This is a genomic window from Salmonella sp. SAL04157 (assembly GCF_046551635.1).
Classification (GTDB): domain Bacteria; phylum Pseudomonadota; class Gammaproteobacteria; order Enterobacterales; family Enterobacteriaceae; genus Salmonella; species Salmonella enterica.
In genome coordinates this window covers 105977-130048 of the sequence record NZ_JBGDVS010000008.1, presented here as the reverse complement: position 1 = coordinate 130048, position 24072 = coordinate 105977, and the positions used below count along the sequence as shown (strand labels likewise).

At 54.4% G+C, this 24072-nt stretch carries 24 protein-coding genes; 11 read left to right on the top strand and 13 right to left on the bottom strand.

The window, feature by feature from the left end; translation table 11 throughout:
- Positions 1–27 precede the first annotated feature (27 nt).
- Positions 28–1050 (top strand): SPI-2 type III secretion system effector deubiquitinase SseL, encoded by a 1023-nt coding sequence (sseL, locus tag ACLJRE_RS17480; RefSeq protein WP_410957474.1) that lies wholly within the window; start codon positions 28–30, stop codon positions 1048–1050.
- A gap of 233 nt (positions 1051–1283) precedes the next feature.
- Here the strand turns inward: sseL and ACLJRE_RS17475 are convergent, their stop codons facing one another.
- Positions 1284–2480: a nicotinamide mononucleotide deamidase-related protein YfaY gene (locus ACLJRE_RS17475; RefSeq protein ID WP_023207568.1), complete on the bottom strand. Its 1197-nt coding sequence runs from the start codon at positions 2478–2480 to the stop codon at positions 1284–1286.
- Positions 2481–2594: 114 nt separating this feature from the next.
- Positions 2595–3137: a YfaZ family outer membrane protein gene (locus tag ACLJRE_RS17470; RefSeq protein ID WP_001562414.1), complete on the bottom strand. Its 543-nt coding sequence runs from the start codon at positions 3135–3137 to the stop codon at positions 2595–2597.
- Positions 3138–3415: 278 nt separating this feature from the next.
- Here ACLJRE_RS17470 and nudI point away from each other — a divergent pair, with 278 nt between their 5' ends.
- The gene (gene nudI / locus ACLJRE_RS17465; protein ID WP_001249902.1) at positions 3416–3841 is read left to right on the top strand and encodes a nucleoside triphosphatase NudI; all 426 of its coding nucleotides are present in this window, start codon (positions 3416–3418) and stop codon (positions 3839–3841) included.
- 45 nt (positions 3842–3886) lie between these two features.
- Here the strand turns inward: nudI and pmrG are convergent, their stop codons facing one another.
- Positions 3887–4492, bottom strand: a complete 606-nt coding sequence (gene pmrG, locus ACLJRE_RS17460) for a lipopolysaccharide core heptose(II)-phosphate phosphatase PmrG (protein WP_000879257.1) — start codon at positions 4490–4492, stop codon at positions 3887–3889.
- Between the two features lie 298 nt (positions 4493–4790).
- Between pmrG and arnB the strand changes: the two genes are divergently transcribed.
- The 7 genes from arnB to arnF are packed head-to-tail and all read left to right on the top strand — an operon-like array spanning position 4791 to position 12143.
- Positions 4791–5930: a UDP-4-amino-4-deoxy-L-arabinose aminotransferase gene (gene arnB, locus ACLJRE_RS17455; RefSeq protein WP_001279302.1), complete on the top strand. Its 1140-nt coding sequence runs from the start codon at positions 4791–4793 to the stop codon at positions 5928–5930.
- Between the two features lie 2 nt (positions 5931–5932).
- Positions 5933–6916, top strand: coding sequence for an undecaprenyl-phosphate 4-deoxy-4-formamido-L-arabinose transferase (gene arnC, locus ACLJRE_RS17450; protein WP_001630040.1), 984 nt, complete (start codon positions 5933–5935; stop codon positions 6914–6916).
- Complete coding sequence (gene arnA / locus ACLJRE_RS17445; RefSeq protein ID WP_410957473.1) at positions 6913–8895, top strand: bifunctional UDP-4-amino-4-deoxy-L-arabinose formyltransferase/UDP-glucuronic acid oxidase ArnA; 1983 nt, start codon at positions 6913–6915, stop codon at positions 8893–8895. Before arnC ends, arnA begins: the two co-directional genes overlap by 4 nt.
- Positions 8892–9791 (top strand): 4-deoxy-4-formamido-L-arabinose-phosphoundecaprenol deformylase, encoded by a 900-nt coding sequence (gene arnD / locus ACLJRE_RS17440; protein WP_023212355.1) that lies wholly within the window; start codon positions 8892–8894, stop codon positions 9789–9791. Before arnA ends, arnD begins: the two co-directional genes overlap by 4 nt.
- Positions 9788–11434, top strand: coding sequence for a lipid IV(A) 4-amino-4-deoxy-L-arabinosyltransferase (gene arnT, locus ACLJRE_RS17435; RefSeq protein WP_031610636.1), 1647 nt, complete (start codon positions 9788–9790; stop codon positions 11432–11434). The genes arnD and arnT overlap by 4 nt, the downstream gene beginning before the upstream one ends.
- Positions 11431–11766 (top strand): 4-amino-4-deoxy-L-arabinose-phosphoundecaprenol flippase subunit ArnE, encoded by a 336-nt coding sequence (arnE, locus tag ACLJRE_RS17430; RefSeq protein WP_000580688.1) that lies wholly within the window; start codon positions 11431–11433, stop codon positions 11764–11766. Before arnT ends, arnE begins: the two co-directional genes overlap by 4 nt.
- Entirely contained in the window at positions 11766–12143 is a 378-nt protein-coding gene (gene arnF / locus ACLJRE_RS17425; RefSeq protein ID WP_000538694.1) for a 4-amino-4-deoxy-L-arabinose-phosphoundecaprenol flippase subunit ArnF, read from the top strand. The genes arnE and arnF overlap by 1 nt, the downstream gene beginning before the upstream one ends.
- Here the strand turns inward: arnF and pmrD are convergent.
- From pmrD to ACLJRE_RS17380, 9 genes are all read right to left on the bottom strand, one after another.
- Positions 12138–12395, bottom strand: a complete 258-nt coding sequence (gene pmrD / locus ACLJRE_RS17420) for a signal transduction protein PmrD (protein WP_000455132.1) — start codon at positions 12393–12395, stop codon at positions 12138–12140. The two genes, arnF and pmrD, sit on opposite strands and share 6 nt — an antisense overlap.
- 97 nt (positions 12396–12492) lie before the next feature.
- Positions 12493–13860, bottom strand: coding sequence for an o-succinylbenzoate--CoA ligase (gene menE / locus ACLJRE_RS17415; RefSeq protein ID WP_023197018.1), 1368 nt, complete (start codon positions 13858–13860; stop codon positions 12493–12495).
- The gene (gene menC, locus ACLJRE_RS17410; protein ID WP_001255563.1) at positions 13857–14819 is read right to left on the bottom strand and encodes an o-succinylbenzoate synthase; all 963 of its coding nucleotides are present in this window, start codon (positions 14817–14819) and stop codon (positions 13857–13859) included. The genes menE and menC overlap by 4 nt, the downstream gene beginning before the upstream one ends.
- Positions 14819–15676 (bottom strand): 1,4-dihydroxy-2-naphthoyl-CoA synthase, encoded by an 858-nt coding sequence (gene menB / locus ACLJRE_RS17405; RefSeq protein ID WP_000640013.1) that lies wholly within the window; start codon positions 15674–15676, stop codon positions 14819–14821. The genes menC and menB overlap by 1 nt, the downstream gene beginning before the upstream one ends.
- Before the next feature lie 14 nt (positions 15677–15690).
- On the bottom strand, positions 15691–16449 hold the full coding sequence (gene menH / locus ACLJRE_RS17400) for a 2-succinyl-6-hydroxy-2,4-cyclohexadiene-1-carboxylate synthase (RefSeq protein ID WP_000979145.1): 759 nt from the start codon (positions 16447–16449) through the stop codon (positions 15691–15693).
- The gene (menD, locus tag ACLJRE_RS17395) at positions 16446–18116 is read right to left on the bottom strand and encodes a 2-succinyl-5-enolpyruvyl-6-hydroxy-3-cyclohexene-1-carboxylic-acid synthase (protein WP_001656745.1); all 1671 of its coding nucleotides are present in this window, start codon (positions 18114–18116) and stop codon (positions 16446–16448) included. The genes menH and menD overlap by 4 nt, the downstream gene beginning before the upstream one ends.
- A gap of 85 nt (positions 18117–18201) precedes the next feature.
- Positions 18202–19497, bottom strand: coding sequence for an isochorismate synthase MenF (gene menF, locus ACLJRE_RS17390; protein WP_023136803.1), 1296 nt, complete (start codon positions 19495–19497; stop codon positions 18202–18204).
- 101 nt (positions 19498–19598) lie between these two features.
- Entirely contained in the window at positions 19599–19904 is a 306-nt protein-coding gene (gene elaB / locus ACLJRE_RS17385; protein WP_001522308.1) for a stress response protein ElaB, read from the bottom strand.
- Between the two features lie 54 nt (positions 19905–19958).
- Entirely contained in the window at positions 19959–20420 is a 462-nt protein-coding gene (locus tag ACLJRE_RS17380; RefSeq protein ID WP_000568159.1) for a GNAT family N-acetyltransferase, read from the bottom strand.
- Between the two features lie 60 nt (positions 20421–20480).
- Here ACLJRE_RS17380 and rbn point away from each other — a divergent pair, with 60 nt between their 5' ends.
- Positions 20481–21398 carry a ribonuclease BN gene (gene rbn, locus ACLJRE_RS17375; RefSeq protein ID WP_053296625.1) on the top strand — a complete coding sequence of 306 codons (918 nt, stop codon included), beginning with the start codon at positions 20481–20483 and terminating at the stop codon, positions 21396–21398.
- A 65-nt stretch (positions 21399–21463) separates the two neighbouring features.
- On the top strand, positions 21464–22468 hold the full coding sequence (locus tag ACLJRE_RS17370) for a chemotaxis protein (RefSeq protein ID WP_000368564.1): 1005 nt from the start codon (positions 21464–21466) through the stop codon (positions 22466–22468).
- Positions 22469–22608: 140 nt separating this feature from the next.
- Here ACLJRE_RS17370 and nuoN read toward each other — a convergent pair whose 3' ends face one another.
- On the bottom strand, positions 22609–24066 hold the full coding sequence (gene nuoN, locus ACLJRE_RS17365; protein ID WP_000156669.1) for an NADH-quinone oxidoreductase subunit NuoN: 1458 nt from the start codon (positions 24064–24066) through the stop codon (positions 22609–22611).
- Between the last annotated feature and the right edge of the window lie 6 nt (positions 24067–24072).

Below are 24072 nucleotides of genomic sequence, written 5' to 3'. Positions count from 1 at the left end.
CTTTCACCTACCAGGAAACAGAGCAAAATGAATATATGTGTAAATTCACTTTACCGATTGAGCACACCGCAATTTCACAGTTTATATGCAGAAGAGGTGAGCGATGAGACGCTTGCGTTGTTGATTGGCGAAGTAGAGAATGGTAATCAGAATTGTATTGATCTGTTATGCAATCTTGCGTTACGCAACGATGACCTGGGACATAAAGTTGAGAAATTACTTTTTGATCTCTTTAGCGGAAAAAGATCGGGATCTCCAGATATAGACAAAAAAATCAATCAGGCTTGCCTTGTATTACATCAAATCGCCAATAACGATATAACAAAAAATAATACTGAGTGGAAAAAGCTACATGCCCCTTCCAGATTACTTTATATGGCCGGTTCCGCGACAACCGACCTTTCTAAAAAAATAGAAATAGCACATAAAATTATGGGCGACCAGTTCGCTCAGACAGATCAAGAACAGGTGGGAGTTGAAAACCTTTGGTGTGGTGCGCGAATGATGTCGTCAGATGAGCTAGCAGCTGCAACGCAAGGTCTGGTTCAAGAATCACCTTTTCTCTCGGTAAACTATCCTATTGGGCTTATTCATCCTACCACCAAAGAAAATATATTACGCACTCAGCTACTTGAAAAGATGGCTCAATCAGGATTATGTGAAAATGAAATCTTTCTGATAAATACAGGAGATCACTGGCTTCTCTGTTTATTTTATAAACTTGCAGAAAAAATAAAATGCCTTATATTTAATGCTTATCATGATTTAAATGAAAATACTAAGCAAGAGATTATAGAAGCAGCAAAAATTGCAGGTATATCAGAAAACGAAGATATTGATTTTATTGAGACTAATTTACAAAATAATGTACCCAACGGCTGTGGTCTATTTTGTTACCATACAATTCAACTCTTATCGAATGCCGGACAAAACGATCCTGCTACCACACTACGAGAGTTTGCGGAAAAGTTCTTAACGCTTTCAGTAGAGGAACAAACACTATTTAACACCCAAACCCGGCGACAAATATATGAATACAGTCTCCAGTAATGGTGAGTACTTAGAGCCTATCCCATTAGGCTATTTTATTCGCCATTTTGGGACCGGGCAGTGCTCAAAATCCTCACGTACTACGTGTACGCTCCGGTTTCTGCGCGCTGGCCGGCCCCAAACTGGCTTCAACAATTACGCCTGGTGGGATAGGCTCTTATCCTGAAATGATGCTCTGCGAAGAATTTATAAGTATATAAGGGTGGGAAGGCCAGGCCTTCCCACTAAAAGTTCTATGCCGTCAATGATTCAACCACGTCTATCCAGCCATGCTCGCTGGTAATGTCCTCGCCATTAAGCCAGCGGCGCAGCATATTTAGCGCCATCATCGCGCAGACCTCCTGACGTATTGCCAGACTATACCGATTGGCGCTAAAACGCACGCGTAAGGCATACGTGCCATCCGGCGTCGCCAGCGCGAAATTAAGATGTTCGTTTTCCAGCCCCGACACGGCCAGCGCCAGACCGGCATAATGATTGCTGCGCCGTTCTGTCGTCCAGTGCGCCGTTTGCGCCAGCGTCTCTTCCTGAGAAGGAACGACTTCGCTGGCAAGAACAGGCGCCCCGGCGCGGGAAAGCTGTAGCGCCAGTAAGCCGCTGGTATATTGCTCGCTCAACGTCAGACTCAACTGCCTTTCCTGCAGGCGGCGGGCTATTTGCGCTGGCAGGTTTTCCGTACCTTCAAAAATCAGATTCTGTCCGGCAACCCGTTTGACCTCTGGCCATAACGCCAGCATCGCCTCCCGTTGCGTAGCCGGGCCGGTCAACTTCAGTTCAATGATCGGCATTGATGAGCGATACCCCATCGTCACGCCGGGCGGCAACGGCAGTGCGTCGAGACGCTGCGCCAGGTCGCTTTCTGAACGTCCAAAAGTCGTTAACCGCAGGCAAAGCGGCGGCTCCGGCAGCGAAAAACGCGCGCGTAACCGCGGTAAGATTTCCTTCTCCACCATAACCTTAAATTCAGACGGTACGCCGGGGGTGAAAAACATCAGGCAGCGGTTGAGCTGTAGCGCAAATCCACAGGCAGTGCCGACCGGATTATTAATAAACTCCGCGCTGGCAGGCAGTTCCGCCTGTTTACGGTTGCTCGGCGCCATCACACGACCGCGCTGCTGAAAGTAACGTTCCATTTCGGTCAGCCACGCCTGGTGCAGTACTAATCCTTCGCCTTTTGCCGTTGCCGCGGCGAGCGCGCTTAAATCATCGCTGGTCGGCCCTAACCCGCCATTAACAATCAAAACATCAGCATGTTGACTGCGTTCACGCAAGATAGCGACCAGACTGTCCAGGTTATCGCCTACCGTATTTCGCCGTGATAACGGAACGCCCTGATGAAAGAAAAAATCAGCCAGCCAGGCGGCATTGGTGTCAACGATTTGTCCGTGCAACACCTCATCCCCGGTGGATAGCATTTCCACATTTAGCATTGTGTTCTCCTGCTCTTATGATGAAAACACTATAACGCAAAGACGAATATGACGTGGAAAGAAGAATGACGGGAAAAGGAGGAATATGGCGCGACGATTGCCGCGCCGTTAGCATCAAAAGCTGGCGTTTACGCCAACATAAGGGCCGTCAGCAATCGCATTATCGCGGTTGCCGTCTTTACCCGCCAGGTTCAGGTAACGATAACCGGCTTCAATGCTCAGCGGGCGCATAATGGTGAAACGCGCGCCTGCATTCGCTTCTTCATAACTTTCGATACCGCTGGACAGCGAATCTGGTGAATAATAATACTCGCCGAACAGACGGAAGCTGTCGCCGATTTTCCATTGTAACCCACCGCCGACAGCCGCCGCATAGCCTTCATCACTGTCTTTCGGATTGGTATAAATACCTTTACCGCCGACCGTCGCCAGCAGCGGTCCCACCGGAATGTTCAGCCCCAGACCAACGCCCGCAGCATCGCCATCATCATCGTTGTGCATCCAGTTACCGCTTAGCGCCAGTCCCGTCGATTCCGTACCAAAACCCACGCCAATGTTGGTGTAATCTTCGCCCGCCTGGCCGCTAATACTGATAGCCTGCGCCGATGCAGAAACGAACAGCATTCCGGCAAAACCTAATAATATGCTTTTTTTCATTTTTACCCTTTCCAGCAAGCACATAAAGAAAAACTCCCCAAAACGGCAGAATTGTACTGCCAGACGCTGAGGAATCAATGCACTAAGAAACCATTCCAAAAACATATTGTAACGAAATACTACTTTCGCCATGACGCATCATTGCGCCATCACATGGCGACGCCTGCATCAACAAAATTAACCAAAAACGCAGTCTGCGTTATCGCTTCCATTTTTCACAAAGAATTTCGCAGAATGATTTGTTAAGCTGATGTCCTGGTGGTTTAAGGAAGCGACTTATGCGTCAACGAACTATAGTTTGCCCATTAATTCAAAATGATGGCTGTTATCTGCTGTGCAAAATGGCCGACAACCGCGGCGTCTTTCCCGGTCAGTGGGCGCTGTCGGGCGGTGGGGTCGAGCCAGGCGAACGCATTGAAGAGGCGCTGCGTCGGGAGATTCGGGAAGAGCTCGGCGAACAACTGATTCTGAGCGATATTACGCCATGGACCTTCCGCGACGATATCCGTGTTAAAACGTACGCTGATGGCAGACAAGAAGAGATTTATATGATTTATCTCATCTTCGACTGTGTTTCCGCTAATCGCGATATATGTATTAATGACGAATTTCAGGACTACGCCTGGGTCAAGCCAGAAGAACTGGCGCTGTATGATTTGAATGTAGCGACACGCCACACATTAGCATTGAAAGGGTTATTATAATGACGACAGCCGCTTCAGGCTGTCTTTACGCTTTTAACATGCCGGCTAGCCGGGAACAAATTCACCATCTAAAAAGAGTTTTCCGTTTTCCGCATGCATAACGAGCGCATCAAGATAGTCCGGATCAAACTTTACGCCGCGCTTATTTTTTGCAATATACGTCAAACAATGATTATGGGTAAAAATGACTATATTTTTATTCTGCGACTTTTTCAGTAACGTATTGATTGAAGCATAAATACCGCTGCCGCAATCCATCATTTTTTTATCCACCGTAAGCGACCTGCCCGCAGAAAACCAGGTTGCCGACTGGATGGTGCGCACCGTATTACTGGAATAGAGATTGTAATTTTGTATATCGGCACTAAAGGCTTTACCCAGCGCTCTGGCGTCTTGCGCACCGTTGACCGTAATCCCCGTGCTGTCTGACAGGCAGGTATTATCGGAACGATCGCACCGCTCGGCATGGCGGAATAACACGACTACCGGATGCTGTTTCGCCAGCGCCGCCAGCGCTTTACCGTTAATCTGCGGTAGACCGTTACCACTCCAGGCATGTTGTGAGGTCAACCCGGCGATAATAACCAACGCCCCCGCCAGAGTCGCGAGATAGCGTTTGTTTTTAATAAAGCGTAGGGTAAATGCCAGCACATTAACCTCTCAGGCAGACAGTGCAGCTAACTTAATAGCAATACGATTAAAATGAAATTCCGCAACGGAAGACCAGGCCAGAAACATAAAAACAGCTTTTGGGCATGCATAAAATGCCTTAAACTTTCGGCGAAAGCAAAGCATAATTCCGTTAAAAATTATCTTTTTACTTCACCTTAATTTCTTAATGTTAATTTAATATTCATCCAGTAGGGTTCAGTTAAATGCGTTAAAAAATAAGCCCTTTTCTATTCCCGAAATATTTGAAAAGCGGCTTTCAATGGCTGAAGGAAAAATGATGTCGGACTTTTTGCCTTTCTCTCGTCCGGCGATGGGCGCGGAAGAGCTCGCTGCCGTTAAGACCGTACTGGACTCAGGTTGGATAACAACCGGCCCGAAAAATCAGGAACTGGAAGCGGAGTTTTGTCGGCTAACAGGCAATCAATATGCCGTTGCCGTCAGTTCAGCCACTGCCGGTATGCACATCGCGTTGATGGCGCTGGGCATTGGTGAAGGCGACGAGGTCATTACACCGTCAATGACGTGGGTTTCTACGCTAAATATGATCGTTTTACTCGGCGCGAACCCCGTCATGGTCGATGTCGATCGCGATACGCTGATGGTCACGCCTGAACATATTGAAGCCGCGATTACGCCACAAACCAAAGCAATTATCCCCGTCCACTACGCTGGCGCGCCCGCCGATCTGGACGCTATTTACGCTCTTGGCGAGCGTTATGGCATTCCGGTGATTGAAGACGCGGCGCACGCGACAGGAACCAGCTACAAAGGTCGCCACATTGGCGCCCGGGGCACCGCGATTTTCTCCTTCCACGCCATTAAGAACATTACCTGCGCTGAAGGCGGTATCGTCGTCACGGATAACCCGCAATTCGCCGATAAACTGCGCAGTCTCAAGTTTCACGGGCTTGGCGTTGATGCCTGGGATCGACAGAGCGGAGGACGCGCGCCACAAGCGGAAGTCCTGGCGCCGGGCTACAAATATAATTTGCCCGACCTCAACGCCGCTATCGCGCTTGCTCAGTTACAGAAACTGGATGCGCTTAACGCTCGCCGCGCCGCCATCGCAGCGCAGTACCACCAGGCAATGGCAGACCTGCCTTTTCAGCCTCTGAGCCTTCCGTCGTGGGAACATATTCACGCCTGGCATTTATTCATTATCCGGGTCGATGAAGCCCGCTGCGGTATTACCCGGGATGCTCTGATGGCATCGCTGAAAGCGAAAGGCATCGGCACAGGGCTGCATTTCCGCGCCGCGCATACGCAAAAATATTATCGCGAACGTTTCCCAACGCTCACGCTGCCCGACACCGAGTGGAACAGCGAGCGGATCTGCTCACTGCCGCTCTTCCCGGACATGACCGAGAGTGACTTTGATCGGGTCATTACCGCCCTTCATCAGATAGCAGGACAATAAGCATGTTTGACGCCGCCCCCATAAAAAAAGTCTCGGTGGTTATTCCTGTCTATAACGAACAGGAAAGCCTGCCGGAATTGATAAGACGCACCACCACCGCCTGCGAGAGTCTGGGCAAAGAGTGGGAGATTTTATTGATAGATGATGGTAGCAGCGATAGCTCGGCGGAGCTGATGGTTAAGGCGTCCCAGGAGGCCGATAGCCATATCATCTCTATTTTACTCAACCGTAACTACGGTCAACATGCAGCGATTATGGCGGGGTTTAGCCATGTAAGCGGCGATCTTATCATTACGCTGGATGCCGATCTGCAAAACCCGCCGGAAGAGATCCCGCGCCTGGTGGCGAAAGCCGATGAAGGGTTCGATGTGGTAGGCACCGTGCGACAGAACCGACAGGACAGCCTGTTTCGCAAATCAGCGTCAAAAATCATTAATCTGCTGATCCAGCGCACAACGGGCAAAGCGATGGGCGATTACGGCTGCATGTTACGCGCCTATCGCCGCCCTATTATCGATACTATGTTGCGCTGCCATGAACGCAGCACCTTTATCCCTATTCTGGCCAACATTTTCGCTCGTCGGGCTACCGAAATCCCGGTGCATCACGCTGAACGTGAATTTGGCGACTCTAAATACAGTTTTATGCGTCTCATTAACCTGATGTATGACCTGGTGACCTGCCTGACGACGACGCCGCTGCGCCTGTTGAGCCTGCTGGGCAGCGTTATCGCCATCGGCGGGTTTAGCCTGTCGGTATTGCTTATTGTACTTCGCCTGGCGCTGGGACCGCAGTGGGCCGCGGAAGGCGTATTTATGCTCTTTGCCGTCCTGTTTACCTTCATCGGCGCGCAATTCATCGGTATGGGACTGCTGGGCGAATACATCGGTCGCATTTATAACGATGTCCGCGCCCGTCCCCGCTATTTTGTTCAACAAGTTATCTACCCGGAAAGCACGCCGTTTACTGAGGAAAGTCACCAATGAAAGCCGTTATTTTTGCCTATCACGATATGGGATGTCAGGGTGTGCAGGCCGTACTGGATGCCGGGTATGAGATTGCCGCGATTTTCACTCATGCCGACAATCCTGCGGAAAACACCTTTTTTGGCTCCGTCTCCCGGCTGGCGGCAGAATTAGGGATTCCGGTTTATGCGCCGGATAACGTAAATCATCCTATCTGGGTCGACCGCATCGCTGAACTTGCGCCGGATATTATTTTTTCGTTCTATTACCGTAACCTGTTAAGCGAAGAAATTCTGCACCTCGCCCCGGCTGGCGCGTTCAATCTGCACGGTTCTCTATTGCCTGCCTATCGTGGCCGTGCGCCGCTAAACTGGGTTCTGGTTAACGGCGAAAGCGAAACGGGCGTAACGCTGCATCGTATGGTCAAACGTGCCGACGCCGGAGAGATTGTCGCCAGTCAACGCGTCGCTATTGCGCAGGACGATGTTGCGCTTACCCTGCATCATAAGCTATGTCAGGCCGCGCGCCAGTTGCTTAATAGCGTCCTGCCCACCATGAAATGCGGCGATATACCTTCTGTTCCTCAGCGTGAGTCTGACGCTACATATTATGGTCGCCGCAGGCCGGAAGATGGCCTTATTGACTGGCACAAACCGGTTTCCTCTGTGCATAACCTGGTGCGGGCGGTAGCCGCCCCCTGGCCCGGCGCGTTCAGCTATAACGGCTCGCAAAGATTCACTATCTGGTCTTCCCGAATTTGTCCGGATGCGCAGGGCGCGCTTCCCGGCTCGGTAATTTCGGTCTCTCCGCTGCGGGTCGCCTGCGCCGATGGCGCGCTGGAGATTATTACCGGCCAGGCCGGAGACGGTATTACTGTACAGGGCTCGCAGCTTGCACAGACGCTTGGTCTGGTGGCGGGCGCTCGTTTGAACCGTCCACCAGCGACCAGCGGTAAACGTCGCATTCGCGTTCTCATCCTCGGCGTCAACGGTTTTATCGGCAATCATTTGACCGAACGGTTACTGAATGAAGAGAATTACGAGGTCTACGGTATGGATATCGGCAGCAACGCCATTAGCCGATTCCTGCTCCACCCTCGCTTTCATTTCGTGGAGGGAGATATCAGCATCCACTCAGAATGGATCGAATACCATGTCAAAAAATGCGATGTCGTACTGCCGCTGGTAGCAATTGCTACCCCGATTGAATACACCCGCAACCCGCTGCGCGTCTTTGAACTTGATTTTGAAGAAAACCTGCGGATTATCCGTTATTGCGTGAAATACCGTAAACGCGTGGTTTTCCCGTCTACCTCTGAAGTGTACGGCATGTGTACGGACGCCTCTTTTGACGAGGACAAATCGAATCTGATCGTCGGGCCGGTGAATAAGCCACGCTGGATTTATTCCGTTTCCAAACAGCTTCTCGACCGGGTGATTTGGGCTTATGGCGAAAAAGAGGGATTGCGCTTCACGCTTTTCCGTCCCTTTAACTGGATGGGGCCGCGGCTGGATAGCCTGAACGCGGCGCGTATCGGCAGTTCACGCGCGATAACGCAGTTGATTCTGAACCTGGTAGAAGGGACGCCGATAAAGCTTATCGACGGGGGTCAGCAGAAGCGCTGTTTCACCGATATTCGTGACGGGATCGAAGCCTTATTCCGCATTATTGTGAATGATGGCGATCGGTGCGATGGCAAAATCATTAATATCGGCAATCCTGACAACGAAGCCAGTATTCAGGAACTGGCGACGCTGTTGCTCGACAGTTTTGATAAGCATCCGCTGCGCTGCCATTTCCCACCGTTTGCCGGTTTCCAGGTCGTCGAAAGCCGTAGTTATTACGGCAAGGGTTATCAGGATGTCGCACACCGGAAACCCAGTATCGACAATGCCAGGCGCTGTCTGGACTGGGAACCGTCTATTGCGATGCGGGATACGGTTGAAGAAACGCTGGACTTCTTTTTGCGCAGCGTAGATATCGCGGAACGCGCATCATGACGAAAGTCGGTTTACGCATTGATGTTGATACCTTGCGAGGAACGCGTGAAGGTGTTCCCCGGCTGCTGGAGACATTGCATCGCCACGGCGTTCAGGCCAGCTTTTTCTTCAGCGTCGGGCCGGACAATATGGGACGCCATCTTTGGCGTCTGATAAAACCGCGATTTTTATGGAAAATGCTACGTTCAAACGCCGCCTCGCTCTACGGCTGGGATATCCTGCTGGCCGGTACCGCCTGGCCGGGAAAAAATATCGGCAACGCCAATGCCGGGATTATTCGTGAAACGGCAACATACCATGAGACGGGACTACATGCCTGGGATCACCATGCATGGCAGACTCACAGCGGCCACTGGAGTATTCGTCAGCTTGAAGAAGATATCGCGCGCGGCATAACGGCGCTTGAGGCCATTATCGGAAAACCCGTCACCTGCTCAGCTGCGGCCGGCTGGCGAGCGAATGGGCGCGTTGTTCGTGCGAAAGAGCCGTTCAACCTGCGGTATAACAGCGATTGCCGTGGAACCACCTTATTCCGTCCGCTACTGATGCCGGGCCAGACCGGGACGCCGCAAATCCCCGTTACCTTACCCACGTGGGATGAGGTTATCGGCCCCGCCGTTCAGGCGCAGTCGTTCAATACCTGGATTATCTCTCGTATGTTGCAGGACAAAGGCACGCCGGTATATACCATCCATGCGGAAGTCGAAGGCATTGTCCATCAGCCGCTGTTTGAAGATTTGCTCGTTCGTGCACGTGACGCGGGGATCACCTTTTGTCCTCTGGGCGAACTGCTGCCGACATCGCCTGAGTCTCTGCCGTTGGGGCAAATTGTACGTGGACACATCCCTGGCCGTGAAGGTTGGCTGGGGTGTCAACAGGCCGCGAGCGCCTCATGATGAAATCGATACGCTATTATCTGGCTTTCGCCGCGTTTATCGCGCTCTACTATGTTATTCCTGTCAATAGCCGTCTGCTCTGGCAGCCGGATGAAACGCGCTATGCCGAAATAAGTCGGGAGATGCTGGCGTCTGGCGACTGGATCGTGCCGCATTTTCTGGGATTACGTTATTTCGAAAAACCGATAGCCGGTTACTGGATAAACAGTCTGGGTCAGTGGCTTTTTGGCGCTACCAATTTTGGCGTGCGGGCCGGCGCTATTTTAACGACATTGCTGGCCGCAGCGCTGGTGGCGTGGCTGACGTTCCGCTTATGGCGGGATAAACGTACTGCGTTGCTCGCCTCCGTTATATTTCTCTCCCTCTTTGCCGTTTACAGTATCGGGACGTATGCGGTACTCGACCCGATGATCGCCCTTTGGCTTACGGCCGGGATGTGTTGTTTCTGGCAGGGGATGCAGGCCACGACCCGAACGGGCAAGATTGGGATGTTTTTGCTACTGGGTGCAACCTGCGGTCTGGGTGTATTAACTAAAGGCTTCCTCGCCCTGGCCGTACCGGTAGTGAGCGTGCTGCCGTGGGTCATTGTCCAGAAACGCTGGAAGGACTTTTTGCTTTACGGCTGGCTGGCGGTCTTGAGCTGCTTTGTGGTTGTCCTTCCCTGGGCGATCGCCATTGCGCGACGCGAAGCCGATTTCTGGCATTACTTTTTCTGGGTGGAGCATATCCAGCGATTCGCCATGAGCGATGCCCAGCATAAAGCCCCTTTCTGGTACTATCTGCCGGTACTGCTCGCGGGAAGTTTACCGTGGCTGGGATTACTGCCTGGCGCGCTTAAACTGGGCTGGCGCGAGCGAAACGGCGCATTCTATTTGCTCGGATGGACGATCATGCCGCTTCTCTTTTTCAGCATTGCGAAAGGGAAACTGCCCACCTATGTTCTTTCCTGTTTCGCACCGATAGCGATACTCATGGCGCGCTTCGTCCTGCATAACGTAAAAGAAGGCGTCGCCGCGCTACGTGTCAACGGCGGGATCAACCTGGTGTTCGGGTTAGTCGGGATCGTCGCGGCGTTTGTCGTCTCCTCATGGGGCCCGCTGAAATCGCCGGTGTGGACGCATATCGAAACCTATAAAGTTTTTTGCGTCTGGGGCGTCTTTACTGTTTGGGCGTTTGTGGGCTGGTATAGCCTCTGTCATAGCCAAAAATACCTATTACCCGCGTTTTGTCCGCTGGGACTGGCGCTGCTGTTCGGCTTTTCCGTCCCCGACAGGGTGATGGAGTCCAAACAGCCCCAGTTTTTTGTCGAAATGACCCAGGCGCCTTTGGCATCAAGCCGCTATATTCTTGCCGACAACGTCGGCGTCGCCGCCGGGCTGGCCTGGAGTCTGAAACGAGACGATATTATGCTCTACGGACACGCGGGCGAACTCAGGTATGGCCTTAGCTATCCTGATGTGCAGGATAAATTCGTTAAAGCCGACGATTTTAACGCCTGGCTCAACCAGCATCGTCAGGAGGGCATTATTACGCTAGTACTTTCAATAGCCAAAGATGAAGACATCAGCGCTCTTTCCCTTCCCCCTGCGGACAATATTGATTATCAGGGGCGTCTGGTGTTAATTCAGTATCGGCCTAAATGATCGGCGTCGTTCTGGTGCTTGCCAGTCTGCTCAGCGTTGGCGGTCAGCTCTGCCAGAAGCAAGCGACACGGCCATTGACGACAGGCGGACGCCGCCGCCACCTGATGCTGTGGCTGGGCCTGGCGCTGATATGCATGGGTGCAGCGATGGTGCTGTGGCTGCTGGTGCTACAAACCCTGCCGGTGGGGATTGCTTACCCGATGTTGAGTCTGAATTTTGTCTGGGTTACGTTGGCGGCATGGAAAATCTGGCATGAACAGGTTCCGCCCCGCCACTGGTTGGGCGTCGCATTGATTATCAGCGGCATTATCATTCTGGGGAGTGCGGCATAATGGGCGTAATGTGGGGACTGATAAGCGTTGCGATTGCCTCCCTCGCCCAGTTGAGTTTAGGATTCGCCATGATGCGGCTGCCATCGATAGCGCATCCACTGGCGTTTATTTCCGGACTGGGCGCATTTAATGCCGCGACCCTGGCGCTATTCGCCGGTTTGGCGGGGTATCTGGTTTCCGTCTTCTGCTGGCAGAAAACATTACACACGCTCGCGCTCAGCAAAGCCTATGCGCTACTGAGTCTCAGCTATGTGCTTGTCTGGGTAGCCTCAATGCTGTTACCCGGTTTGCAAGGCGCTTTCAGCCTAAAAGCGATGCTCGGCGTATTGTGTATTATGGCGGGGGTAATGCTGATTTTTCTGCCCGCCAGATCATGAAGGCTTGCGCGTCAACCGCTGCCATTCGTCGCAGGAATAACAGCGTGCATCAACGATTTTTAAGGTCTGGTGTTTTTCCCGATTAATACAATACTGCGCATCCTGTAAAGGCGACAGGATATCGCCGGGACTCAGTAATATCATGGAATTCGCCTCGGCGATCATTTTTAGCGAACCGCCGCTATCGCACAGCACCAGAACATGGCACGCCCTCTTTTTGACATAATGCGATTTCTTAACCAACCATTCCATAGCGCCCCCGTTTCACGCTGATTGTTCATAACACGTTACACATCAACGGATAAACAAAACGGCAATAGCGATGGAATGGTTGTATATTAACCTAACATTAATTTTTACAGCTCTCACACACCCACTGCTGGAGCGCACGGCGAGATATTTTAATCCCTCCGTTTTTCAGTTCTGACGGCAGCGTCAACCAGCGAACCGGCTGTTGAAAACGCGCCAGCTTATCACGGACCCATTCAGCGAGGTTCACGTCTCCGGCCTGCGATGCATACTCCACAACCGCAACGGGACGATGACCAAACTCTTTATCTTCTACCGGCACGACGAAGGCTTGTTGCACCAGCGGATGCGCGTTAATAACGCGTTCGACTTCCTCCGGCTGAATGCCTTCGCCGCCGCTAAAGAACAGGTTGTCCAGCCGCCCGGCGATGGTTAGCCTGCCGTGGTTCAGCTCGCCGCGATCGCGCGTGGCAAACCAGCCCTCGTCATTAACCAGCGGGATCAGTTTGCCATCACGCCAGTAACCTTCTGCCATACTGGCGGCGCGCAGCCAGACTTCATTATCGACGATTCTGATCTCTCTTCCGGGGAGCGGCGCGCCAACATCATCCGAACCATCGGCCTCTTTGGCGCATACCGTAGACGCGAACTCCGTGAGCCCATACCCGCACCAGCAACGAATCCCTTGTTTGCTGGCCTGGTCGGTGAGTTCAACCGGAATCACCGCGCCGCCGAGCAAAACGGCTTTCAGCGTCACCGCCGCCCGATTCGCCAGCAGCCGCCATAGCTGCGTCGGCACCAGCGAAGCATGAGTACACCCTGCCAGCATCTGCTCCAGCGGTTGCTTATCGCGTACCGTCATGCGCGCCCCGGCGAAGAGCCAACGCCACATAATACCCTGCCCGGATACATGAAACAGCGGCAGCGATAGCAGCCAGTCATCCTGAGGGCCAAACGGCATTAGCGAAAGCACTCCCTGCGCGCTGGCAAGATGCGCCTGGCACGTATGTACAGCCGCTTTTGGCAATCCTGTGGAACCCGATGTCAGCGTCATGGAAACCAGACGCTGCGATTGCCAGGCCACGGCATACGCCGCTGTGCTATTTTGTATCTGCAACGCGGTTAACCCGGAAAATACGTTTTCGCCTTCCAGTGTCAGCGCAAAACGCAGCGTTAACTTCGGCACCAGCGCCTCCAGCAACGTCTGGGGCAACTGCGGGTTGACGGGCAGAACCCGCGCGCCGCACTGCATCAGCGCAAGCCATGCCAACAGAGTGCGCGGCTGATTCCCGGCGCGCAGCAGGACACCGTCCCCCTCCCGTACGCCCTGCGCGGCAAACCCGCCCGCCAGCGCATCAATACGCTCACAGAGGGCGCGCCAGCTTAGCACTTCATCGTTCAGGCGCAGAGCGGGCGCCTGACTGCGAACCTGACGCCAGTGGCGCCACGGCCAGTCCGTGAATGTCATAACAGTCGTTCCAGCTCATCACGCTTCAGACAAGGCAACGCGCTACCGGGCCAGGGGCGAACCTGTTGCGCCTGCATCAGATGCAAGGTATCCAGTCCGGGCAGCGTTCCCGGCGTCAACCAGGCGGCAATCCGCGCCAGTTGCGTCAGGCCGAGGCTGGACTCGATCGAAGAGCTGATGACCGCCGTCAGTCCCAACGCATGGGCGGCAGCGACTTGCTCACGCACTTTATCAAGCGATCCGGTCAGCGTAGGTTTGATAACCACAGCCCTGACGCCCTCTTCGGCTTCAAAGGTGAAATCCGCTTCGCGCAGACTTTCGTCCCAGGCAATCGCGATGCCGGTTTCACGGGCAAAGGCGCGGGAATCATCCCGCGTCTTACACGGTTCTTCGAGAAAGGCGATACGAGCGCGGTAGTCCGGATTAACATACTTTGCGAACTGTTGGGCTTTTAGCGGCGTCCAGGCGCGATTCGCATCCAGACGCAGATGCAGATCCGGGATCGCCTCCAGCAGCAAATTAACCACCATGCCGTCGCGTACCGCTTCATAGAGACCCACTTTGACCTTAGCGATTTTCTCACCGGGCATATCGGCAAGCCGCAGCACCAAATCGTCAGGATCGCCAGTGCATAACGGCGCGGCGCGATAGTCCGCCGCCTCCGGCAAGACGCCAGTCAGTTCCGCCAGCGCGCAGCTTGCACCAAACGCGACCGAAGGCATCTCCGGTAATCCCTCGCTCCCCTGAAGCCAGTCGTTCACCCATGTCAGGAGCGCCGTCTGCGCCTCTTCCCACGTTTCCTGACTGAACCCCGGCAGCGGAGAGATCTCTCCCCACCCTTCACGCTCGCCGTCACGCAGACAAACATACAGCCCGTCGCGAGTTTTTAACCGCCTGTCGCGCAGAACCACCCCCGCGTCCATGGGGATCTGCCAGCGGTATACCTGCGCGCTACGCATTATGGGTTCCGTTTGAATTTGCTGAAGTCAGGCTGACGCTTCTGGTTAAAGGCGTTACGGCCTTCCTGCCCTTCTTCGGTCATGTAGAACAGCATGGTAGCGTTGCCCGCCAGCTCCTGTAGACCCGCCTGACCGTCACAATCGGCATTCAGCGCCGCTTTCAGGCAACGCAGCGCCATCGGACTGTTTTGCAACATTTCGCGGCACCAGCGCACGGTTTCTTTTTCCAGATCCGCCAGCGGAACGACAGTGTTAACCAGCCCCATGTCCAGCGCCTGTTGCGCATCGTACTGGCGGCACAGGAACCAGATTTCACGCGCTTTCTTCTGACCAACGATACGCGCCATATACGAAGCGCCCCAGCCGCCGTCAAAGGAGCCAACTTTCGGACCGGTCTGGCCGAAGATGGCGTTTTCCGCCGCGATGGTCAGGTCACACATCATATGCAGCACATGTCCACCGCCGATGGAATATCCCGCGACCATCGCGACAACCGGTTTTGGACAGGTGCGAATCTGGCGCTGGAAATCCAGCACGTTCAGGTGATGCACGCCGGAGTCATCCTGATAACCGCCGTAATCGCCGCGCACCTTCTGGTCGCCGCCCGCGCAAAACGCTTTATCGCCTTCGCCGGTCAGAATAATCACGCCCACGTTGTCGTCGTAACGGGCATCCGCCAGCGCCTGAATCATCTCTTTGACGGTCAACGGACGAAATGCATTGCGCACCTGCGGACGATTAATGGTGATTTTTGCAATACCGTCGGTGGATTTTTCATAACGAATGTCGGTGTAACCCTCCGAGCAGTCGTGCCATTCTACCGGTGCGTAAAGCATTGTTTCATCAGGATAGATCATAGTGTGTCCTTTAGTCAGAGACGCAGAATCTGAGCCAGACTGTCTACCACGCCAGCGGGGTTTTCCCGATGCGCGTTGTGTCCGGCGTTACGAATAACATGGCATGTCGCCGCCACTTCCTGCGCCAGGGCGCGGAATTTGCTGTCGCGTTCGCCACATAAATAATAAAACGGAAATGCCAGCGCGTTGAGCGCCTCGCGTAAATCCGGCTGGGCGGCAAGCGATGTCGCCTCCAGCATCGCAGCCAGCGTTTCGCCGTTATTCTGGCTACGCAGCGCCGTCAGCGCCTGCCTTTGCTGCGCCGTCAGCGAGGCGAACACCGGCTGCTGATACCAGTCGTGAAAAACCTCAGTCAGGGGTTCACGACGAAAACGCTCTGCCCAGCGCCCGTCGGACAACCGTCTTTCAGCGCGCGCCTGTTCATTTTGCAGCCCCGGATGACCGCCTTCGACCACCAGGCCGCACAGGCCTGGTATTCCCTGGCAGGCTGCCATCATCGCCACCCGGCCGCCAAGAGAGTATCCCACCAACCAAAACTTTAGTATGTTGTAACTAATTAACGTAGCGCGCAGTAATCTGATGACATCGGCAAAGCCGCCGACCGGAATAGCCGTAGATCCGCCATGTCCCGGTAAGTCAATATAAAGCCGCGAACAGCCGTGAAACTGTTCACCAACCGACTGCCATTCGCGGCAATCGCCAGAAAAACCGTGCAGGAAAACCAGCGAGGGCGCCCCAGGCTGTCCGGGCATGTGCTGCGCGTGCAACATCATAGATGGCTTACCTGAGCCAAAAGTTGCTGCAACGTCTGCGCGCCATTCGTATCGTTTACCACCAGCTCAATCACCGTTGTCGCCGGGGTTCGCCACGCGCCAGCCAGCACAGACTCCAGTTCTTCCCAGTTTTCCGGGCGATGATAGCGCAGGTTAAACATGGCGGCCGCATGGTCAAAATGGACGTTTTGCGGCATCAAATAAAAGCGCTCACGTTTGCTTTGCGGCGTCGGCAGCAGGGAAAAGATCTGCCCGCCGTTATTGTTGACCACAATCAACACAAACGGCGCGGATACCTGACGTAGTAACGCCAGCGCGTTAAGATCGTACAGCGCGGATAAATCGCCGACGATAGCCAGCGTCGATTTGGCGCTGGCGCGCTGCACGCCCGCCGCTGTGGAAAGCAGGCCGTCAATGCCGCTCGCCCCGCGATTGCTGTATACCGGATAGCCAGCCGGCAACTGCGACAGCGCGTCGATCAGACGCACCACCAGACTATTGCCCACGAACAATTGCCCCTGCTCCGGCAGATAGTCACGGATACGGTGCGCCAGCTGCGCTTCGCCAAAGGTGTCTCGCTGCGCGACCACCCGTTGCCACGCCAGTTCCGCCAGACGCGGGATCTCTACACACCACGGTTTACGTTTTTCCGCCGGATGCATCTCCAGCCAGTCGGCGATTTTCGCTACCAGTCTGCGTCCACGATGGTGCGCCGGGTCCAGACGACCTTCAATATTGTCGATTACCCAGTACTCTTCCGGCTCGCAGGTTGCCTGCCATTGCAGTAAGCGTTTTCCGGTAAGGCTACTGCCAAGCTGGACGACAATCTGCGCCTGCTGCAGTTCGGTCACCGCTTTGGCGTTGCCGAGCCACAGGTCGGCGCACGGCAGCGGCTGCCCGGTTTGCGACAATACGTCGCCAATTAATGGCCATCCCAGAGTTTGCGCCCACTGCGCCACTTTTTTGCCTTCTTCCGCGCTCATACGCCCGGCGACGACGACGCCGCGTTTTTGTCGCCAGAAGAACCAGTCGCACTGTTTGTCGCTTTCCAGTCGACGCGCTTCGCGCAGCCAGGGTTTTTCATCCTGCCACCAGTCGCCGAGACGCTGCTGCCAGACCAGACCGGTATCATTCATATCGCCATACAGCGGTTCGGCAAAAGGACAGTTAATGTGCAGCGCGCCCGCATGAAGCATGGCGAGCGCATTGTCGATGGTCGACACCAGCCAGCGCGCCGGAATATCCTGCGTGGGACGCGGCAACGACAGAGTTTGGGAGGGGTGCGAGGCAAACATCCCCGCCTGACGGATCGCCTGGTTGGCGCCGCAGTCAATCAGCTCCGGCGGGCGATCGGCGGTAAGTAAAATGAGCTTCTCGCCCGTCAGACCCGCCTCAATCAACGCCGGATAGAGGTTCGCCACGGCAGTACCTGAAGTGACAATAACGGCAACCGGCTGTTGGCTGACTTTCGCCAGCCCTAACGCCAGATGACCAAGCCCACGCTCATCAAAGTGCGTATGGTGGATAAAAGCAGGATTCTCTGCCGCCGCCAACGTGAGCGGCGTGGAACGGGAACCAGGGGCGATACAAACATGCCTGACGCCATGACGGGTTAAGGCTTCCAGGATGACCGCCGCCCAGCGCCGGTTAAATGCACTTACTGACATGAGTTTGTCCGGTATCAATCATTGGGACTAAGTATAAAGAGCTGCAAAAATGGATTATTGATATGGGTCGGGAATATGTGACTCATTACACATCCATCTGCAATAAGGTACGTAACCCGGCCGCTTTATTATCTATTTCCTGCCATTCCTGTTCCGGATCGGAGCCGCGGACGATTCCCGCGCCGGCATACAATCGCACCACATTGGCCGTCACTTTGGCTGAACGTAACGTCACGCAAAACTCACTTTGCCGCGTGGAGAGATAGCCTGCCGACCCGGCATACCATTCACGTTCGAACGGCTCATGTTGTTCTATAAAACAACGCGCGGGTTCACGAGGGATCCCCGCGACCGCTGCGGTAGGCTGTAACTGGTGCAGGCAGAGCGTGTCGTCCGCCTGATTAAGCGCCGTCCAGATACAGCGGCGCAAATGCTGTACCTTGCGCAGTCTGAGCACCTGCGGCGGCAGCACATCCAGCGAGTGGGTGCAGTTTTGCAGTCGCTGGCAGATGTCTTCGACAACCAGCATATTTTCTCGCTGGTTTTTATCGTCTTTCATTAACCATTCGCCAAGCTGCCAGGCTTTATGGTTATCCGGATGGTTCGCCACCGTCCCGGCCAGCGCTTCGGTACGTAGCGCCGTTTCACGCCGCCGCCAGAGCCGCTCCGGCGATGATCCCAGAAAGGCGGTATCGGCGGAAAAGGCCATAAAAAAGTGGTAGCAGTTGAGATTTAAACGACGACTGGACGCCATCATCGCGGCGGCATTGACCGGACGGGAGAATTGTAAGTCGGTGGCCCGCGCCAGCACAACTTTATCAAACGCCTCTTGCGCAATGGTGTGGGTGGCCTGCTGAATCAGCTTCACCCAACCGTCTTTGTCCGGCCAGTGCTGTTCGCTCGTGAGCGAAAGGCGCAGCGCCGGAACAGGCTTAATACCGACCAGAGAAGCGAGAAACGCTTTCGCCTGGCGCGCATCATCGCGTAGCGAAACGTCACTGTGCAGATGTAAGCGTAAGGTCGCCGTACCACCGCTACGTCGCCACTCCAGCCGCGGCAGCAATAAGTAGCCCTCTTTCGGCTCGAACGCATTCAGCCCCCAAATACGCAGGTCAGGCTGCGCGTGCTGACGTAAAAACTGTTGCGCCAGATCGAGCGATGAAAAGACGGTGATTGCCCCGAGAACGGCAGCTTCTTCGTCGCCATTGCGCTGTTGCCAGTAGAATTGCGGAAAGGATGACTGGCTGGCCAGCCAGCTCAATGCATCGAAGGCATCGTTTAAAGGGAAAGGCGCATCGAAAACGCAAAGCCCTGGCGTCGCCGGTATCTCTTGCGATAGCTGACGCGTCAGATTTTCCAGCGCAGTAGTAATAGAATGCACGCGGACCCTCCCTGTTAAAAACCCCACATTATACGGGGTACTGCCCTAAAAAAGCAGTACCTCATTTAGGGAGGGTTGCAATTCTGTTCAGTGGGAGGGATTTAGCGCCGCGCCAGCAGCAGTCCAAGTACCAGTCCTACCGCCGCGCCTACGCCAATACCCTGCCAGGGTTTTTCATGAACGTAGTCATCCGCTTTATAAACGGCCTGCTTTGCCCGGTAATAATAGCTATCCGACGCGTGGCTTACGCGGTTTTTCACCTCTTCCAGCGCTTGTTCCGCGCGGGCTTTCAGCTCAATGTATTTTTGATCGGCGGGATCGCCTGAGGAACGTAAAACCTCTTCCAGCGTTTCGCTGAGCAAAGTCAGATCATCATCAACACGTGATTCACCAAATTGATATGACATTCTCATTCTCCGTTGTGTTAACACCTGCTCCTAACTATAGTCAACGGTTTCGGTTTATGCCTGATGAACCTCCCGCGCCATTCCCCGGTGCGGAATGCCATCTTCGTCATAAACATCGGTGACCGGAATAAAACCAAACCGCGCATAAAAAGGTTGCAGATGCGCCTGCGCCCCCAGATATAGCGGCTTATCCGGCCAGTGCCGCCCACAAGATTCCAGCGTTTTCGCCATTAATTGCTGGCCCAGTTTCGCCCCTCGCCAGGCATCGCTGACGATCACCCGGCCAATGACAACCGGGTCTGATTCGTTATCGCTTTTCAGAATCCTCGCATACGCCACCAGCTCATCCTGACGCCAGCCCAGAATATGCCGATTGTCGCCGACTAAATCATCGCCATCCACATCCAGGTAAGGACAGCGCTGTTCTACCACAAAGACCGCGCAGCGCAATTTGAGTAACGCGTAAAGTTGAGGAACGGTAAGTTCGCTATGGTGGAGATCCTGCCAGTCAATCATGATGCGCTCCTGTGTTGTGGTAATCTTGGGTTAAACGATAACCAAACGTGTATGGACAAGATGGAATTAATTTTTTTAGGTACGTCCGCAGGCGTTCCCACGCGCTCACGCAATGTAACGGCAATTTTATTACATCTGCAACATCCAACGCAGCCGGGAGTATGGCTTTTTGATTGCGGCGAAGGGACACAGCATCAAATGCTTGATACCGCGTTTCATCCCGGTAAGCTTGAGCGCATTTTTATCAGCCATCTTCACGGAGATCATCTGTTTGGCCTGCCGGGTCTGCTATGCAGCCGGTCGATGGCGGGGAATCCTCATCCGCTAACCGTATACGGGCCTCAAGGCGTGCGTGAGTTTATTGCAACCACACTGCGCCTTAGCGGTTCATGGACCGATTTTCCGTTGCAAATTGAAGAAATTAGCGCAGGCGATATTCTTGACGACGGTCTGCGAAAAGTGACCGCGTTCAGGCTGGAGCATCCACTGGAGTGCTACGGATATCGCGTTGTTGAACATGACAAGCCTGGCGCGCTGAATGCCAGGGCGTTAAAAGCCGCAGGCGTTACGCCCGGCCCGCTGTTTCAGGCGTTGAAGGCAGGAAAAACCGTCATGCTTGCCGATGGAAGGCAGATCAATGGCGCCGACTACCTTGCTCCCGCCGTGGCCGGGAAATCAGTGGCGATTTTCGGCGATACCGCGCCCTGCGAGGCCGCCCTCGCGCTGGCGCAAGGCGTGGATGTGATGGTACATGAAACCACGCTGGATGCGTCAATGGAGGAGAAAGCCAACGCTCGCGGACACAGCTCCACCCGTCAAACCGCGACGCTGGCGCGGGAAGCTGACGTCGGTCGGCTGATCATGACCCATATTAGCTCACGCTATGACGATAAAGGCTGTCAGCGCTTACTGGCGGAATGCCGCGCTATTTTCCCGGCGACGGAACTGGCTTACGATTTTTCTGTTTTCCCGGTTTAGCGCTCCATTTTTTGTCCTCATTGCCGATAACACTAAAAAAGGCAGGCTTTCATAATGAGGTGAGGATGGACAATTTTCAGAAAGATATTGATGACAGGGCGAATTTAACCCTGTCAAACCGTTTTGAGCTGCTGTTATTCCGTCTTGGTACATCGCTGCATGAACAGAAGTCAGAGCTGTTCGGCATCAATGTATTTAAGCTGCGCGAAATCGTACCGATGCCCGCCTTTACGCGCCCGGCAGGCATGAAAGCGCCGCTATTGGGCATGGTCAATATTCGGGATCAGGTCATTCCGGTGATTGATTTGCCAGCGGTAGCGGGCTGCAAGCCGGAAACCGGGCTGAACATTTTGCTGATCACCGAATATGCGCGCAGCGTACAGGCATTTGCCGTCGAGTCGGTGGAAAATATTATGCGTCTTGACTGGCAGCAGGTGCATACCGCCGAGAAAGCCGTCAACGGTCGCTACATCACCAGTATTGCCTGCCTGGATGACAACAAAGAAACCAACAACCTGGCGCTGGTGCTCGACGTTGAGCAGATCCTTTATGATATTGTCCCCTCCAGCCACGATCTGCGCGCCACCAATCTGAAGACCAATAAATTTTATATTACCCCAGGCGCGGTAGCCATTGTGGCGGAAGACTCCAAAGTCGCCCGCGCGATGCTGGAAAAAGGGCTGAACGCAATGGGAATTCCGCATCAGATGCATGTGACCGGCAAGGATGCATGGGAGAGAATCCAGCAACTGGCGCAGGAAGCGGAGGCCGAAGGTAAGCCAATTAGCGAGAAAATCGCGCTGGTCCTGACAGATCTTGAGATGCCGGAGATGGATGGCTTTACGTTAACGCGTAAAATTAAAACCGATGAACGGCTGAAAAAGATCCCGGTCGTTATTCACTCTTCCCTTTCCGGCAGCGCCAACGAAGATCATGTGCGTAAGGTGAAGGCCGACGGCTACGTCGCCAAATTTGAAATCAATGAACTCTCTTCAGTGATACAGGAAGTGATGGAGCGCGCGGCGCAAAACGTCAGCGGCCCGTTGGTAAGCCGGCAGTTGCTAAGTTAAATTCCGGTCGCTGAGACCTTACCTGCCGGATGGCGGCGCAAGCGCCTTATCCGGCCTACAATCCATAGTTATTTCAACGCATTACATCAGATAATAAAAAACCCGCTTCGTGAAGCGGGTTTTTCGTTTTTACTTATTGCTTACATCAACGGCGTCGCTAACTGCACAAGGCTAATCAGCGGCTGCGGCCAGACGCCCAGTACCAACACCAGCAACGCGGAGATCAGCACCACGATCCCGCCTGCGCTGTACTGCCAGTTTGTCGGCGCGTCGCGTCCCGGTTGCTGCGGCGCGTGCAGGTAGAGACTCACCGCAACGCGCAGGTAGTAGTACAAACCAATCGCGGAACCCACCACCACGGCGGCGACCAGCCACCACAGACTGGCCTGAACGCCGACCGCCAGCACGTAGAATTTGCCGATAAAGCCCAGCGTCATCGGGATACCTGCCAGCGACAGCATCATCACCGTCATCACTGCGGCAAGAACCGGACGGTGCCAGAACAGACCACGGTAAGAGTACAGAGAATCCGCATCCGGGCCGCGGAACGGGCTGGACATCAGGCTGACCACGCCAAACGCGCCGAGGCTGCTGAACAGATAACCGGCCAGGTAAACGCCAACCGCTTCCATCGACATCTCGCCGCTCTGCAGGGCAATCAGCGCCACCAGCAGATAGCCGAGGTGAGAGATAGAAGAGTAACCGAGCAGACGTTTGATGTTGGTCTGGCTCAGCGCCATCAGGTTACCGAAGATGATAGAGGCAAAGGCGATAATGCCCAGCACCACGCGTACCGCTTCGCTGTCGCCTACCGGCGCATAGAGGAACAGACGCATCACCACGCCGAAGATAGCGATTTTGCTCGCCGTCGCCAGGAAGGTGGAAACCGGCGCAGGCGCCCCCTGGTATACGTCTGGCGTCCACAGGTGGAACGGCACCAGAGAGAGTTTAAAGCCCAGACCGACAATCATCAGGCCAAAGCCCGCCAGCAGCAACGGCTCGTGCAGCATACCATCGCCGAGGCTCTTACCGAGCGCTTCGAAAGACAGGTTGCCGGACTGCGCATAGACCAGCGCCATCCCGAACAGCAGGAAAGACGAGGCGGCGGCGGAGAGGATGGTGTATTTGATACTGGCTTCCAGCGAGCGCTTCTGGCGGAAAGCATAACCAATCAGGCCGAACAGCGGCAGCGAGATCAGTTCAATACCAAGGAACAGCGCCGCCAGATGGTTAGCGTTCGCCAGTAGAATTCCCCCCAGGCTGGCGATTAACACCAGCAGGTAGAACTCTTCCTGGTTATCGTTATAGCCTTCCAGCCACGGGTAGGCAAAGGTACAGGTGGCGAGGCTCGCCAGCAGCACCAGCCCGGTGTAGAGCATCGCAAAGCCGTCAACGCGCATCAGCGGCGTGACGTCCATTGCCCCGGCCTGGCCGACAAACCAAAGCGAAACCAGAGCAGCGTTAAGCCCAATGACCGACAACGTGGCATTGAGGAAGTGATTGCGTCGCCACGCAATGGAGAGCATCACAACCACCACCGTCAAGCCGACGATCAGCAGCGGTAGCAGCGCAATCAGGTGTTGTGGAGTTATTGTCATGGCGAT